The organism is Streptomyces sp. NPDC048417, from assembly GCF_040651615.1.
Lineage (GTDB): Bacteria > Actinomycetota > Actinomycetes > Streptomycetales > Streptomycetaceae > Streptomyces.
This window is the reverse complement of record NZ_JBEZKI010000040.1, coordinates 83,018-98,396: the sequence shown is the minus strand read 5'-3', so window position 1 is coordinate 98,396 and position 15,379 is coordinate 83,018. Positions and strand designations below refer to the sequence as shown.

Below are 15,379 nucleotides of genomic sequence, written 5' to 3'. Positions count from 1 at the left end.
GCGGCTTCCTTCTTCAGGTCCGACATGCCACCCCACCCCCGTACTCCACGCTGTGCACATGCCAACCCAAGAGACTATGGAGAGCGGTTATGCGGGAGGTATGGGTGAGCCCAATGGCTGGCAAAAACCGGCATGCGCGCACCGCCAAGGAGACGGCACCGGCACCGAGGTATCGGACGACACGGCGCCTACGCCCGCGGCCGCATCGACACCAGCTTCCCCCACACCACCATCCGGTACCGCGAGGTGAACTCGGGCGTGCAGGTGGTGAGGGTGATGTAGTAGCCGGGCTCCTGGTACCCGTACGACGGCTTCACGATCGACCGCGGTACGGCCCGGATGACCCCGGAGTCACGGGACGAGGTCTGCGGCAGGATCTGGTCCACGGTGTACGTGTAGGTCGCCGACCTGGTCTCGACCTCGACGGTGTCCTTGCGCCGGAGCCGGGGGAGATACCGGAACGGCTCCCCGTGGGTGTTCCGGTGCCCGGCGAGCGCGAAGTTCCCTGCCTGGCCCGGCTGTTGGGTGCCGGGGTAGTGGCCGACGTACCCGTGGTTGAGCACGTTCGGCTTGCTGACGCCCTCCGCGACCGGGACACGGAGGCCGAGCCGGGGAATGACGAGGATCGCGTAGGCCTGGGAGGCGACGACACGCGTGGTGTACGACGTCTGCCGCCGCCCGGCGCCGGAACGGGCGGACGGCGCGGAGCCCGTCGTACCGGAGTCGCTCTTCGCCTCTCCGCTCGGACCTCCGGACCCGCCGGAGTCCCCCCACTCCCGCTCCAGCGCCTCCACCTTCCGCTCGGCCCCCTGTCTGGCCTCCCGGTTGGTCCACCACAGCTGGTGCACGACGAGGAGCATGAGCACCACGCCCACGGTGACGAGGAGTTCGCCCCCGCTCCACAGGACCCGCCGGCGCCGGGCCCGCCACCGCCGGTCGCCGTGCCCCACGACTCGCACCGCGCACGCACCTCCCGCCGACCCCGGCCGGTACCGACCCCCGACCGGAGCCGCACGATAAGGCGAACACCGCCAAGTCTCCAGAGTCGTAGGGAATTCCGCCCCTTCCCCTCTCCACGGCCCCTCTCCTCGATCCCTCCCCACGATCACTTCCTCCACGGGTTTTAGAAACCGCTGTCGCAACCCTCGACAACCTCACACGCCACACCCGATGCTTCGTCATGGCATGCGGGGGGACGAGTCAACGCCGGTCCGGGAACCGGTGCTTGAGCCGCAACGGAGAGGTTGAGAAACAGCCATGATCCGACGCAGAACACTCCTGGCCGCCGCGGGCGGCGGCCTCTTGGGCAGCGCCCTGGCCACGGGCACCGCCCGCGCCGACGCCACCATCGCCGTCAGCCCGTCGACGTCGTACGGCACCTGGGAGGGCTGGGGCACCTCGCTGGCCTGGTGGGGCAACGTCTTCGGCACCCGCGACGACTTCGCCGACATCTTCTTCACCACCAAGTCGACGACGTACAACAGCACTTCGCTCCCCGGCCTCGGCCTGAACATCGCCCGCTACAACCTGGGCGGGTGCAGCTGGAACACCGTGAACGGCGAGAGCATGGTGGCCTCCGCCAACATCCCCGCGTACAAGCAGATCGAGGGCTACTGGCAGGACTGGAACAACGAGGACCCCACCTCCTCCGCCTGGGACTGGACCGCGGACGCGACACAACGAGCGATGCTCGTGAAGGCGGTGAACCGCGGCGCGACGGCCGAACTCTTCGCCAACTCCCCCATGTGGTGGATGTGCCTCAACCACAACCCGTCCGGCGCGTCCGGCGGCGGCAACAACCTCCAGTCCTGGAACTACCGCCAGCACGCCTCCCACCTGGCCGCCGTCGCCCTCTACGCCAAGAACAACTGGGGCGTGAACTTCGCGACGGTGGAGGCCTTCAACGAGCCCTCGTCCTCCTGGTGGACGGCGACCGGCACCCAGGAGGGCTGCCACATGGACGCCACCGTCCAGTCGGCCGTACTCCCCTACCTGCGCAGCGAGTTGAACACCCGCGGCCTCACCGGCACGAAGATCTCGGCATCGGACGAGACCAGCTACGACCTGGCCCGCACCACCTGGAGCTCCTTCTCCTCCACCACGAAGGGCTACGTGGACCGCGTGAACGTCCACGGCTACCAGGGCTCGGGCGGCCGTAGGGACCTGCTCTACACGGACGTCGTGACCACGGCCGGCAAGGCCCTCTGGAACTCCGAGACCGGCGACAACGACGGCACCGGCTACACCCTCGCCTTCAACCTCCTCTACGACTTCCGCTGGCTGCACCCCACCGCCTGGGTCTACTGGCAGGTCATGGACCCGTCCTCGAACTGGGCGATGATCGCGTACGACGCGAACACGTTGGCGGCGGGCGCCGTCACCACCAAGTACTACGTGATGGCGCAGTTCAGCCGTCACATCCGCCCCGGGATGAAGATCCTGGACACGGGCGTGAGCAACGCGGTGGCGGCCTACGACTCGTCGGCGAAGCGCCTGGTGATCGTCGCCCTCAACACCGCCACCTCCGCCCAGACCTTCACCTTCAACCTCTCCGGCTTCACGACAGTGACCGGCGGCTCGGGCGGCCTGGTCCCGCGCTGGAACACGGTGACGACGGGCGGCGACCTGTACAAGTCGTACTCGGACACATACGTCTCGGGGAAGACGGTGGCGGTATCGGTCCCGGCGAAGGCGGTACAGACACTGCAGATCGACGGCGTGACGATCTAGGAGCCCCCGGCGCCGGGGGCACGCGGCCCACCCACCACGCCCCCGGCGCCGCTACCGCAACCGAACGCGCATCTCCACACTCACCTCGTCCCCCGCCCCCAACCCCTGCGGCTTGCGCACCGCACTCTTCAGCGGCAGCAGATACCCGCCGTCCTTCGGAAACAGCGACGTCTCGAAGACCACCCCGCCCACGGTCGCCTCGACGGGAATGACCCCCCATCCGTACGAGGCCATGGCGGCGACAGCCCGGATCTCCTCCGACTCCTCGTCGGGCACGGGCACGAAGTAGTACGGCGCGGGCCCCCGCCACTCCACGACACTCCCACCGAACACGAAGCGCACAGGACGTCCCTCCTCCTCGATTACTCCCCCCATCTCTATCTCTCCTTGTCACCGACGGGCAGTACCGTGTCGTTCATGCGCCCCGACACGCCTGCCGAGAACGTCGACCACACCGCCGAAGCGGCACGCCTGGAGCGGACCGCCGGCCTCTACCCCGAGGACGCCGAGGCCCTGCTGCTCCAGGCCGCGGCCCACCTGGAACTGGCCGACGCCCGCCCCGCCGCGACCGCGCTCTACGACCGCCTGCTGTCCACACCGGACGGCCTGGAGAACGCGCCGCTGGTCCGCGCTCTGAAGGCGTCGAACCTGTGGGAGTACGACCACGAGGCCGAGGCGCGAGCGATCATCGACGGTCTCCGCACCACCAGCCCCCGGGACCCGGCCCCCTGGGTGATCATCGCCGAGTCCCTCGAGTCCCACGACGAGCTGGAGTCGGCGCACGACACGTTCACGGAGGCGGCGACCCTCCTCCTCACGGACGTGACGGAACCCCCCTACGCCACGCACCCGGTGCTGATCGGCCGCCACCGGGTCCGCCGCATGCTGGGCCTTCCCCACGACGACTGGGACGCCCGCGCGGACACCCTCCACTCCTCCTCCGTCTCCCTGGACGAACTCCACGACCCGAAGCGCGTCTGGTCCCTGGGCTCGGACAACCCGGCCGAACTGGAGGCCGAAATCTCCCGCCTCCGAGCAGAGCTCGGCACCTACCGAGAGGCCCTGTCCCGCCCGTTCCCGGTGGCGGTCCTGCACTGGCCGGCGGGAGAACTGACGGAACTCCTCTCGGCGTACCCGGACCTGGCCGCCGAGTACCCGTCCCACCCCGAGCACCTCGCGACCATAGAGTCGTCACTGCGCGAACTGTCGGCGTCCGGCACCCCGAACCTGGGCATCGTGACGGGGACGGTGCCGTCTTACGAGGCGTTCGCGGCGTCGGAGGGCTCGTCCCCGGGGGACTCGACACTGCTGCCGCAGTATGCGACGACTCTGGCGGCGCGGGGGCGGGCGGTGGTTTGGCCTCCGCAGCGGAGCTCTGAGTGCTGGTGCGGCGAGACTCAGCCGTACGACGCCTGTCATGGCTCGTAAAAGCCGCCCACCACCCCAGGCATCCGGCGTGCCCCCCAACCCGTCGCCCGACTCGCCCCAACCAACGGCTACGACCGCAGCCCACCCAGGGCACAGCCCGGAAAGCCGCCCGCTTCCCCCGGGCCTCCCGCTCGCTTCCAGCCCGTGCTGTAGCGGCCTCGCGGAGGCACGACACTTGCGAAGAAGCGGGCGGCCCCGGTCTTCGGCCGTGAATGCCGACCTCGGCCCAGGCAGGGCTCTCGCCTCACTACGTGTCCTACACCCACCGCTGGCAAAATGTTCCCGTGCCAGACGTCACCCCCTCCTCTCCCGCAGTCTCCGCCCGCATGAGCATGCAGGTGAGCAAAGACACTGCGGCCGAGCTAGCCGTACGACGATTGCTGCACGCGGCCGGGCTGCGCTATCGGGTGGAGTACCCGGTACCGGGCATGGCCCGACGCCGGATCGACGTGGCGTTCACGTCGATCAAGCTAGCCGTGCTGATCGACGGATGCTTCTGGCACGGATGCCCGGAACACGCAACGCAACCGAAGTCGAACACACAGTGGTGGCGTCAAAAGCTGGACCGCAACATGGCTCGAGACGCGGAGACTACTGAACACCTCGTGGCCGCCGGGTGGGAGGTCCTACGGTTCTGGGAGCACGAGGCGCCTGACGCGGTGGCGTTGCGTATCGCCGAGGCAGTCCAACGTCGCCGCGCAGCCGTGGAACGAAGACGATCAAGGGGGAGGGCTCGGTAACCGAGTTTACGTTCGTCCATGTGTACTCGGGAGCGGGCAACTTGGCCTTGGGCCTGGAACAGGAGGGCTTCGCTCCTCGACTCCTGCTGGGCATCGAGCAGTACGCCTGTGACACGCTCATAGCCATCGGCTGCACTGGAACATGTGAATGCGGATCTCTCTCGACTTCAACCCGATGGATCACCCAGAGGCGTATGACGTCGACCTGCTGACGGCCGGACTACCCCGGGTGAAGTCGAACTCGACGGTGACGCGTCGATCGCCTGACACCGAGCTCCGCCTCATTGAGGCGACCGCCTATCTGGTCCGCGCCGTACAGCCACGATCGCTGGTCATCGAGAACATGACCACCTTGGTCGAGGAGGACTTCTTCGCGCCGATACGGGACTTCCTCCGCAAGGCGTTGGACCACCTCGGCTACGACCTGATCTGGGTCGTCCGGAACGCCGCCGACTTCGGAGTCCCTCAGTACCGCAAAACAAGACATCCTCGTGGCCTCAAGCAGCAAAGGGCAGGGGAATCCGACCGCCTCGCCCCACCGCCCAGAAGCGCGTGTCGGTCGGAGAGGCGCTGGCGCCGTCGATGCGTTGCCGCGACTGGCCGGACGCCGACCACTGGGCGGCCCAGGCGACGAGCGTCGCGCCGACTTTGCAGGCGGATCGAAGAACCACAAAGGTCCTGACTTCGGACCGAGTGGCACGAAGGCGAAGTGGCGACGAATGGAGGTTTACACGAAATCGTTCACGAACGAGCCACCCGGTCCCGACCTCAAGTGGGATCCGTCCCTGGGCGACGACGGACTGATACGGACCACGGTGGACCAGACGGCCATCCGCCAGGGCTTCCCCAAGGACTGGCTCTTCGCCGGTGGCAAGACCGCCCGCTACCGACAGGTGGGCAACGCCGCGCCACCGGCTGTGGGCGAGGCGCTGGGTCGTGCGGTGGTAGCGGCATTACAGGAACCATCACCCTCTAACGCCGGCTACACTTCAAGCCCATGAGCCACATCAAAAAGGAACACTCCCCACCTGCGAACTTCCGCATTTTGGACCTATTTGCGGGCCCGGGTGGGCTGGATGTGGCGGCACATGTCCTCGGGTACGAGGTCACCGGCATCGAATGGGACGCGGGAGCATGCGCCACCCGTGGAGCGGCGGGAATGGACACCTTCCGGGGAGATGTCCGGCATTACCGTGCGACCTTCTTCCCTCTTGCTCAGGTGCTAACCGGTGGACCTCCCTGCCAGACCTTCACCGTCGCCGGACACGGGGCTGGGCGACGGGCGCTGGACCAGGTGGTGGAGTACATCGAGCAATTGCACGAAGTCGTGCGTCCCGAGAACCCGGACTGGATAAAGATCTTCCGGACCTGGCGGAGGATCTCGGAGGAGCTCCGAGAGAAAGAGATCGAGGCCAAGAAGGTCAGGGCCGAGAAACGCAAGGTCGAGGAGCTCAGGGCCACGAACCGCAAGGCCATCAGGAACAGGCTGGAAGAGCTCGGACGGTCTTCGAACCAGGTCAAGAGCTTCCTGAAAGGGCTTAGGGCCCCGAAGGATCTTGAGGTTGCGGATGACGATGACGAACTCAAGGGTCTGCTCAAGGAGTTCTGGGATCTTGCCGAGGGGCTCAAGATACTGAAGGACATTCTCGAGGAGTTGGGCGACGAGCGGACGGGATTGGTCCTGCAGCCCCTTTGGTGGGTGATCGAACGGAGCAAGCGCCCCGGCTCGAAGCCTTACGAAGCTGTCATCCTGGAGCAGGTGCCCGCGGTGATGCCGGTGTGGAAGGAGTACGCCAAGGTGCTCACGTCCCTCGGATATCGGACCCGGAGGCAGCTGATGCACACCGAGGAATTCGGCGTTCCACAGACTCGACGGCGTGCGGTACTGATGGCCCGTCTCGTTCCGACCGCCCCTCAGAACGGGCTCCCCACCGATCTTCTCCTCGACGTGCCCGAAACTCACGAGCGCTATCAGCCCGGGGGCCGCTCCACCATGCCACCGAAAGCACGTCACTCGGATACCCTCTTTGGGGAAGCTTCGGAAGAGGATTCCCAAGAAGCTCCCAGGGAGCCCTGGGTTTCCATGGAACTGGCACTCGAGAAGGCGCGGAAGATCTCACCGGGGAAGGTGTACAAGCGTCCCGCTTTCACCGTCGTTTCAAACTACGGGACCGGTGGGGACCCCGAGGCGCGCGGTCGGCGCGACCACGACGTCCCCTCTGCCACGATCACCGGGAAGGTGTCGCGGAACCGCTTGGTTCACAAGGGTACCAACGACGACCTCACAGAATTCGACCGCTTCGCCCATGCCGAGGCCGGCGTGCTCCAGACGTTCCCCGTCGAATACCCCTGGAGCGGCAACGACGTACCCCAACAGATCGGTAACGCCGTGCCTCCCAGGCTCGCGCTGTACGTGCTGCAGCACGTACTTGAACCCGAGCTGAGCGGCAACAATGCCAGGGGCAGGCTGAAGCAAGCCGCCGAGAAACTGGAGTTCTGGAAGCCTGCCAGGCCGGTGAAGCCCCGCGGGCACCGCGGCTTGAAGGGGCACCCACTCACGGACAGATGACCCCCCCCTGACCCGGGACGGTATGACTGGCTACACGATCAACCGGTGTGGCGTACCAACACGGATTCTGGGATGTTCGAAAGAACGGTGGGTTCTTCGGGGCCACGGTAGGCGAAGTGCAGATCCTCGCGAGCGCGTGTACACAACACGAAAAGTCGAAGACGGGCGTCCACGCTGGTCGGGTCCTCTGTGTACGCGTCCAAGTCCGGCACGAAGACACTGTCGAACTCCAAGCCCTTCATGCTGGCCGTGGTCACGATCCGGATCGGGCGGGTCGAGAAGTTGATGGTGTCCCGGTAGCGATCGTCGTGAGCATACGCCTGGGTGTACTTCGCCAGGCCGAGGTGCGTGAGTCTGCTCTGGACGTCCCGCAACAGTCTCGTCGATCTACAAATGATGCCGATGCTTCGCTCCGGGTGGGCTTTGAAGCACTGAGAAACACTGGCGAGGAGAAACTCCACGGATGGGACCTTCAGGACGGTGGGAATGGGACCGACGCGCGTCGGCAAGGGCATCATGTCCCGCGACTCCTTTCGAAATTCTGACGCCAGGATCGCGATCTCCCGACTGCACCGACGGTTCTCCCGCAATAGGAGCGGAACGGCCGGTGCGCCAAGGAACCGTCGCATCTCGGACAGGCTGCTGTCGTCGTCGTCGATCCGCTGGTTCTCGTCTGCGAACACGGTGACGCCGACACCGAGGATGTGGCACAACTGGTAGAAGGCGACGGGCAGGTTCTGACCCTCGTCGATCACCAGATGCGCGTTCGATCTCACTCTTTGTCTGACGCAGACTCGCTGTATCCCGATCCAGTCGTAGCCAAAAGCATCTTCGCCGGCCAGCGGGGGATCGGTCCGGAAGCGCTTGTGCCAGAAGTCCCTGAACCACCGATGGTAGGTAGTGACGTTCAGGGCCTCCGTGAGGTTCGGCGCCAATTGTGCGAGGTACTGATGCAGCAGATTGGAGTGCGTAAAGAGGGCCACGTCGCGCCCGGTAACTGTCAACGCCCAGGCCCGATAGATGGCCATCACGGTCTTTCCGGCCCCAGGGACCCCAGTGACGACGTGGTTTCCGTGGAACGGGAGGTCGACGACTGCCCGTTGCTCGGTGTCGAGGTCGAGGAGGGAAGGGATCTTCACGGCACATCGACGGCTCTTGCCGACTCTTCGAGTGCGGCCTGAACAACTCCGCGAAAGAACCCTGGGACCTCGCCGTCGCCGATCAACAGGGTCCTGTCCAAAAGGGAGTTGTCGATCTCGCAGCACGTCTCGGGAAGAAGCGTGCAGGCATGGCAGGCGGCACGGTTGAGGTTGGCCAGCGACCTACCGGTCGAGTCGGCGCACAGTGGGTCTTGGGAGCACCACTGCGCCGATTCGAGCAGTCGGATCAAAGTCTCGACGAGGTTCGGTGGCTGCCCCTGGCGTACGAGCCCGCCCAGCGTCCCCTCGGCGTCTCCGGCGGCTGTGTAGATGAACACACCAGCCTGAGGCGGAAGTTCACTCCCCGGCGGATGACTTCGAGCGTAGACACGCTCTCTTAGTGACGCTGCGTTGTATCCACTGTCATACGAGAGTTGGCGGATGAATTGATGGGCCAGCGTGTGCAGCATCACGAATCTCGGAAGAAGCTCCGGACCCGTCTTTTCCCTAAGGCGGTCGGCCTTAAAGGAGGCGTCCATGTTGCGCATGATGCGTCGTGTCCAGTCGCGCACCGAATCAAGCCGCTCCCAGGCGCTCACGCGTTGCTCGTCGACGGCGATGAAGATGCCTTCGCCGTAGGTCTCGATGGCAGGCAGCCATCGGACCCTGGTCTGTGTGTTGACCGACACGACGCGCCCACCCTCGCCCTCTTCGTCGTCACCTGAGCTGGGCTCATACCGCGAGAATCCCTGGAGCGCACGTACCTCGCGTACCCGGTCGGCGACGACCACGGCGGTTATGCCCTCGGCCAGCTCCTGCATGGACCCTGGGGCCTCGTGGCCGACCCCGAGATGGGTCCGACGCACGGAGAACGTCTTGGAATCGGCGACGGATTCCGGAGCGGAGAAGGCCGCCCACTCGGCGATACTGAGGTCCTCGTCCTGACCGGCTGACGACATCGACGATGCTTCGTCGGCATGGCGGCGTCGCACAGTTTCCACGAACTCCTCTGCGACCTCGCATTGGTTGGCGATCACAGCTCTGTAGGCGTCAGAGATCGGGCTGCCGTACTCGTTGTTAAAGTCTGGCCACAGAGAGTGGTTGACGACCCTCTGGGTCGATTCGTCCTCCTCGGACAGGCCCGCCGGCGCCGGGATGTCGATCGCCGAGTGGGTGATCGGGAAGTACACGTTGGAAGCACCCCGCTGTACCGCTTGTGGCGTTTCCTCGCAGGGATCCGTCTCGTCGGTCTCGTATTGCCAGGGGTGCGTCCCCGCGCACTCCACGCCTGTCTGCTTGAGGATGTTCTTCTGGCTGATTCCTGCCAGATTGCGACCGGCTCGGCAAACGGCGCAGACGACGCGCAGCGCCTCCAGCCCGGACGACTCGGGAGTGGCGAGGAACCGGAGCCGACGAACCTGGCATTGGCGCTGAGCATGACCCTCACTCCTAGAGTGGGCCCATCTACGCCAGTCGATGTCGGCCATATGACCCGCCCTGCATACCTGGATGAAACGCATCGGAGCCAGCTGCGGCTTCCCGGCACAGCGCCCGCAGGTCGGCTGCCTGTCCCGTTGCTCGCGTTCCAGGCGCCAGAACTCCATTTCCCTGCACTGAGGGCAGAACAGCCATTTGGGAAACCGCACGTAGGAGGGGCCGCTGCGGCTCGCGTAAGCGGCTTTTCCGGAGGGGATGACGGGGGCCGACCGAAAGCCTTCGACTCCCAGCTTCCTTGCAAGCCGTGGTGAATCCACCCGCTCGGCATTCGCTGCCCAACTACGGATGTCGGCGGCTACGAACGATTCACCTCGCAGATCGAGGATTCCACCGACGCCGAACGGGACGATGGTCTGCGACCTGCGAACCTTGCGACGAATGTCCTTCACGGCCCTCATGTTCCTTTCACGCTGACGAGGCACTCGCGGTCGACGTTGCGCATCGACTGCGCTGTCTCCCACAGGCCACCCTGCTTGCCGAAGTCTCTGAGGAGCGACGGGTGCAGTCGTCCCTGGGGCTGGTAGTAGAGGCGGCTACCCTCGCCGCGCGCGATCTCGGCCTCCTGCATCCAGGCTTCGATCAGGGAGTCCAGCTGCTCGGCTGCGGCGTCGGCCTCTTCTGGATCGGCTCGCCGCGCGTGATCCACCACGAGGTCGCGGATCCGGGCGACTTCATCCGCGTGATCGAGGATGTCTCCGGCCCTGTTCTCCGCGTCCAGCCCGATTCGATGTCGCACAAGGATGGTCAGCACCGCATGCAGGGCCCGTTTGCGTGAGGGCATGGACCACGGTGTGACGCTGGTGGGTTCGACATGCCGATAGAGCGAGCGGTGGTACACGCCGAACGACTCGTAGTGCGATCTGTCACGCGGTTTGGTCGAGCGGAAGAGCGCGACGATCAGCCCCGGTACATGACGACGACCTACGCGGCTGGTGGCCTGGATGTATTCCGAAGTCGTCTTGGGTTGTCCGTTCATGAGCATGAGGCCGAGCCGCGGAACGTCGACGCCAACGGACAGCATGTTGGTTGTGGCGAGAAAGGAAACGCTGCCAGCCTCCTTGAAGCTCTTGCCGAGACGCTCGAGCAGTCGTGGTTGAGCGGCGCGCGGAATGTTGCTCGTGAGCTCGACAACCGAGTCGTCGTTCAGCCCGCGTCGCTGAGTGTCGTCCTTCGTCAGATGCTCGAGTCGCGCGGGAATGTCGTCCCGTGCGATCGTGACGGTTCTGCCAAGTTCCCGCAGGCTGTTGTGATAGGCGACCGTGGTCCAGTACGCGTCACGGAGGTTGTCGTCGTCACAGATCTCCTTCGGGGCTTGGAGCGCGGCGGCCCCCACGTGCACGGTCGACGTCGAGGCGGTGTGACCCTGCGCCATGACACCCACGTACAGACGTCCGGGCTTGTCCTTGTCGGGCGAGGCGAAGTAGGAGTGACCGGCGTTGATCCCCGCCGGAGGGAAGAGCTGTGCGGGTCGACCGTAGAGGCTGCGAATCTGGTCCTGCGAACGTCGGATCGTCGCTGTGGACGCGATGACCTTCGGTATGGTGCCGCCGCGGGTGCAGAGCTCGAGGACGGCTGCTTCGTACAGACCGACCGTGGTTCCCAGAGGTCCGGCCAGGAGGTGCAGCTCGTCCTGGATGACCAGCGAGGGAGCACGCTTGCCGTTCCCGCCGAAAAGATTGCCCGCTTCTGATTCCCAAGCCAGTCGCGCGAACTTGTCCACGGTGCCCAGGACGAACGTCGGCGGTTCTTTGTAGATCTGCTGGTCCACGACGGACACGGGGAGCAGCTCGTGGAAGACGCATGCGTCGCGCGGGCAGAAGAACGAGGTGGTGACTCCGTCCGCCCGGATGCCGAAGTCGCGATCGTGCCCCTGCCGTTCCGGGACGATCTCGGTGCCGCACCAAGGGCAACGCTCGAGCAGGAAGCGATCATCGGGGGTGTTCATCTGCTTCAGGGCATCCAGCTCGTCCTGCGCGGCCGAGATCTTGTTCGGCGTAGTCTCCTTGCCCACCCAGAGACCGATCGAAAATGGTTCCTGCCCCAGCTCATGAGACAACCCTCCGTCGTGCCCTCTCCTGATGTACTCCAGGGCACAGACTGCCGTTGCAGTGCGCTGGAACTGCTGCGTGGTGAGGAGACTCAGCGTGTACCGACTCAGAACGGCCGTGCCGCCCCCAGCAGCACCGAACGTCAACCGGCGCCAGAGGATCTCGAAACAGGCGGTGAGGAGGTAGGCCTCCGTCTTACCCCCGCCTGTGGGGAACCAGATGAGGTCGACTGTCCTGCGACTCTCGTGCTCGGGCTTCATCAGACCCTCGATCACGAGCAGGAAATAGGCGAGCTGAAACGGGTGCCATGCATAGTCACCGTCAGGCTCGGACAGTTCGAGCACTTCGCTGTTTCTGCGGCGACGACTGCCCGCCAGTTCTGGGCGACTGTGGAGCATCTGGAGCGCCATGGCCCGGTTGGCCAGCCGGAAGGCCTCACGTGCCTTGGTTCCTGCGGGGGTTGATGCCGTAAGGGCTTCTACTCCCGACGTCATGCGGTCGACTGTCCTCCCGATGCGTTCCAGGATGCGCGCAGTGGGCTCGGCAGCCCACGCTTGCAGGTAATCCGCATCCGACCGCTGGGTGTCGAACCACTTGCGATAGCCCAGGACGAAGGAGTGCAGTTCGGCCTTCAAGTCGTCCACGGTGAGATCCGGCTGGGAGAGATAAGCGAGGTTGAGCACCGGTAGGTCCTTGGGGCCGTCGGGTTTGATGCGCTCGACCACCTGTTGTGGCATGACCTCGGCCCGCACGGTAGTGACGGGGTCGGATTGGTAGTCCCACTCGACGGCACATCCGTGTCCCACGGCCCTGGTCACGATGTTCCGATACTGGACCCGGAGTTCCTGCTCTTCCTCGTCTCGGCTGTTGAGACGGGTACTCGGGTACTCCAGGATGGATGATCCATCGAGTGTAGTCGCCCGAAGTTCGGCCTGGAACAGCATCAATTCGCGGTCCTTGTGCGTGCTCTCCTCCTCGTCATGCGCGTTCGCCAGCACGCATGTGATGAGATGGCCGTTACCGAAAGGGCGCCATCGGACATGGAGAAACCCGTGACCGTCCAGAACGCCAATCGGCTTCGTTCGTTCCGCGGACACGATCTCGGTCGTGGAGAGTCGCGGTTGCCTTCGCCAGCTGCGACGCCCACCCTCCCGAAATGTCAGGTAGCGGGAGGCCGCACATGTCACCTTAATGTGGCGAGCGTTGGTGAAGAAGGAGAAGCCGAGCGAGGACGGAAGCCATGCGTTCGCCTCGGCCACCGGATCGTCGGCGAAGCTGTCCTCCTCCCCGTTTCCCGCTTCAGTCTCGTTGAAGTCCTGTTCGCCGTCGTCCTGCGCCTGCTCCAGCAAGGAGGCACCCCGCGGATACAACGTGCCCATCAGGTAACGCCGGTCGGGCGGGTCAACGAGCGTCTCGTCCTCGGGACCTGCCGGTCCGACCAATTGCTTGCGGAGGTACGCCACGAAGTCGGCGCGGTATTCGGAAAGTTGTGATGTGGAGTCGTTCACTTGAGTCGTCCCTCCCGCGTGAGCACGGTTATACCCAGTTCCTTGAGCGTCCGGCGGGTTCCGGGGCGGCAAGCGACCCAGAGCTGGGCGCGAGCCCTGGTCAGGGCGACGTAAAGTGCGTCAAGACGGCCCTCAAGATGTGAGGGCTCGAGATCGATCACACAGACCACATGGTTCTCGTGGCCCTTGAAGTCAGTGACGGAGGACCAGGTGAGACGGTGCTTCGTGCGGTCGGTCCCGACTACGTCGGAGAATCGCTCGATCTTCGAGGCTCGCTGTGACAGACGGGCCGAGCTCGCTTCCCACTCCCCGGCGGCGGACAACAGCGTGATGTCGCGGAGCGAGACACCCTCCCGCACGAGCTCGTTGACGTAGGCGTCGAGGACCACCGCCTCCTCGCCAACGTCTTGCGCGTCGGCGAAGAGGACCGGCTCGCCCTCACCCGCGGACGCGACCCCCAGGTCGGCTCCCGTGTAGTGATGGACCTGCTTGACGATCTGCACGGTGTTACGGCAGTTACGCTTCATGGGCCCGTACACGAGTCCCAGGGGGCGGAGGTAGTCCCAAGCCTCGGGATCGAACGAGTCCGGGGCCAGTACCTGGTTGTTCTGGTCGAGCATAAAGAGCCAGCTGCCTTCGGCGAGGCCGTCCCAGACGAGTTTCTCCAAGGTGTCCAGACACTCGAAGGTCATCAGGTCCTGGGCCTCGTCCACGATCAGCTGGTCGAAGGTGCGACCTCGAACTTCGTCCAGACGGTCGAAGGGCAGGACCGTGATCGAGTCGCCCGTCAGTATCCGGTCCATGTGGGCAGCCAGCGTGGTGCTCGCACAGGTGAACAGGACACTGCCGGTGACGGACTTGCGGCGCGCCGCCTCAGCGGCGAGGAAGGTCTTGCCGGTGCCGGCGCCTCCAGTCCAGACGAGTCGTGCATTGGACTCCAACTCGTCGAGCCTGTCGATCTGCTCGCTGGTGAGGCGTTCGAAGACCACGTCGAGATGCGTCAGTCGGGACTGCAAATTGGGCACGAGGTCGAAATCCGGGCGGACGGCCTCGAGCATCCTCTTGCGCAGGGAGGCAGAGACAGGCGTGCGGGCCCACCTGTTCCGAGCCAGCCAGAAGCGAGTGGCTCGTTCGATGCCCTGTGCAAGACCGCGTCCGCCGTTGTACGCAGTGGCGCCCAGATATTGTTGGGGCTCGAACTCGGTCGTGCGTTGGATGTCAACGTCCGTGGTGATCACGAGGTATCCGCTGGGGACGCCGTGTTCCCTCAAGTCCCCGATCAGGGCGCTGAGCTCCCGCTCGAACTCGTGCATGCCTCCGCTGGCCTGGGCGAAGGGGCTCTCCTTGGGGCCTGCTTCGCGACCGGGTGGCCCGTAGTACCACTTTCCGTCACGGTGGTGGACCCCACCGCCCTTGACCTCGATGAAGAGCAGGATGTCGGGCATGATGACGACGAAGTCGATCTCGCCAACACGTTTCTTGTGGTGCTTGGGGAGATGAACCGTGTGCAGGGCGACGCTCTGGTCATCGGGAATCGCCTTGAGTGCCGCGAACACACTGCGCTCGGCCTGGCTCCTCGTGCTGCTCGAGATCTCGCTCGGAATGATTCGCATCAACTCTCCCCATGGTCACGCCCAGACGTCCTCAAAATACCGAGCGACAGATCCTCGGCGCGCGGCCTCTGGCGAGGAAGTGCTGGCAGTAACGGCCCGTTGGGTGA

The 15,379-nt window shown here is 65.2% G+C and carries 12 protein-coding genes; 6 read left to right on the top strand and 6 right to left on the bottom strand.

What is annotated here, in order from left to right; translation table 11 throughout:
* Nucleotides 1-188 precede the first annotated feature (188 nt).
* Complete coding sequence (locus AB0D59_RS43885) at nt 189-950, bottom strand: class E sortase (RefSeq protein ID WP_362577042.1); 762 nt, start codon at nt 948-950, stop codon at nt 189-191.
* 307 nt (nt 951-1,257) lie between these two features.
* On the opposite strand from AB0D59_RS43885, the gene AB0D59_RS43880 reads away from it, so the two are divergent.
* On the top strand, nt 1,258-2,730 hold the full coding sequence (locus AB0D59_RS43880) for a beta-1,6-galactanase (protein ID WP_362577023.1): 1,473 nt from the start codon (nt 1,258-1,260) through the stop codon (nt 2,728-2,730).
* Nucleotides 2,731-2,781: 51 nt separating this feature from the next.
* Here the strand turns inward: AB0D59_RS43880 and AB0D59_RS43875 are convergent, their stop codons facing one another.
* Nucleotides 2,782-3,072 (bottom strand): DUF1905 domain-containing protein, encoded by a 291-nt coding sequence (locus AB0D59_RS43875; protein ID WP_362577040.1) that lies wholly within the window; start codon nt 3,070-3,072, stop codon nt 2,782-2,784.
* 75 nt (nt 3,073-3,147) lie between these two features.
* Between AB0D59_RS43875 and AB0D59_RS43870 the strand changes: the two genes are divergently transcribed.
* The 5 genes from AB0D59_RS43870 to AB0D59_RS43850 all read left to right on the top strand — a co-directional run bounded on the left by AB0D59_RS43870 (nt 3,148) and on the right by AB0D59_RS43850 (nt 7,467).
* Entirely contained in the window at nt 3,148-4,158 is a 1,011-nt protein-coding gene (locus AB0D59_RS43870; RefSeq protein WP_362577021.1) for a hypothetical protein, read from the top strand.
* A gap of 326 nt (nt 4,159-4,484) precedes the next feature.
* On the top strand, nt 4,485-4,898 hold the full coding sequence (locus tag AB0D59_RS43865; protein WP_362577020.1) for a very short patch repair endonuclease: 414 nt from the start codon (nt 4,485-4,487) through the stop codon (nt 4,896-4,898).
* A gap of 148 nt (nt 4,899-5,046) precedes the next feature.
* A complete protein-coding gene (locus AB0D59_RS43860) occupies nt 5,047-5,580 on the top strand; it encodes a DNA cytosine methyltransferase (protein WP_362577019.1) in 534 nt (177 codons plus the stop codon).
* A 37-nt stretch (nt 5,581-5,617) separates the two neighbouring features.
* Nucleotides 5,618-5,899 (top strand): DNA cytosine methyltransferase, encoded by a 282-nt coding sequence (locus AB0D59_RS43855; RefSeq protein ID WP_362577017.1) that lies wholly within the window; start codon nt 5,618-5,620, stop codon nt 5,897-5,899.
* Nucleotides 5,896-7,467, top strand: a complete 1,572-nt coding sequence (locus AB0D59_RS43850; RefSeq protein ID WP_362577015.1) for a DNA cytosine methyltransferase — start codon at nt 5,896-5,898, stop codon at nt 7,465-7,467. Before AB0D59_RS43855 ends, AB0D59_RS43850 begins: the two co-directional genes overlap by 4 nt.
* Nucleotides 7,468-7,505: 38 nt before the next feature.
* Here the strand turns inward: AB0D59_RS43850 and AB0D59_RS43845 are convergent, their stop codons facing one another.
* The 4 genes from AB0D59_RS43845 to AB0D59_RS43830 are packed head-to-tail and all read right to left on the bottom strand — an operon-like array spanning nt 7,506 to nt 15,272.
* On the bottom strand, nt 7,506-8,606 hold the full coding sequence (locus AB0D59_RS43845) for a hypothetical protein (RefSeq protein ID WP_362577013.1): 1,101 nt from the start codon (nt 8,604-8,606) through the stop codon (nt 7,506-7,508).
* Nucleotides 8,603-10,492, bottom strand: coding sequence for a DUF1998 domain-containing protein (locus AB0D59_RS43840; protein ID WP_362577012.1), 1,890 nt, complete (start codon nt 10,490-10,492; stop codon nt 8,603-8,605). Before AB0D59_RS43840 ends, AB0D59_RS43845 begins: the two co-directional genes overlap by 4 nt.
* Before the next feature lie 5 nt (nt 10,493-10,497).
* The gene (locus AB0D59_RS43835) at nt 10,498-13,659 is read right to left on the bottom strand and encodes a helicase-related protein (RefSeq protein WP_362577010.1); all 3,162 of its coding nucleotides are present in this window, start codon (nt 13,657-13,659) and stop codon (nt 10,498-10,500) included.
* Complete coding sequence (locus AB0D59_RS43830) at nt 13,656-15,272, bottom strand: NERD domain-containing protein (RefSeq protein WP_362577008.1); 1,617 nt, start codon at nt 15,270-15,272, stop codon at nt 13,656-13,658. Before AB0D59_RS43830 ends, AB0D59_RS43835 begins: the two co-directional genes overlap by 4 nt.
* Between the last annotated feature and the right edge of the window lie 107 nt (nt 15,273-15,379).

Coding starts and splice junctions, on each gene's coding strand:
- AB0D59_RS43880 (WP_362577023.1), top strand. CDS start 1,258: ATGATCCGACGCAGAACACTCCTGGCCGCCGCGGGCGGCGGCCTCTTG.
- AB0D59_RS43870 (WP_362577021.1), top strand. CDS start 3,148: ATGCGCCCCGACACGCCTGCCGAGAACGTCGACCACACCGCCGAAGCG.
- AB0D59_RS43865 (WP_362577020.1), top strand. CDS start 4,485: ATGAGCATGCAGGTGAGCAAAGACACTGCGGCCGAGCTAGCCGTACGA.
- AB0D59_RS43860 (WP_362577019.1), top strand. CDS start 5,047: ATGCGGATCTCTCTCGACTTCAACCCGATGGATCACCCAGAGGCGTAT.
- AB0D59_RS43855 (WP_362577017.1), top strand. CDS start 5,618: ATGGAGGTTTACACGAAATCGTTCACGAACGAGCCACCCGGTCCCGAC.
- AB0D59_RS43850 (WP_362577015.1), top strand. CDS start 5,896: ATGAGCCACATCAAAAAGGAACACTCCCCACCTGCGAACTTCCGCATT.
- AB0D59_RS43830 (WP_362577008.1), bottom strand. CDS start 15,272: ATGCGAATCATTCCGAGCGAGATCTCGAGCAGCACGAGGAGCCAGGCC.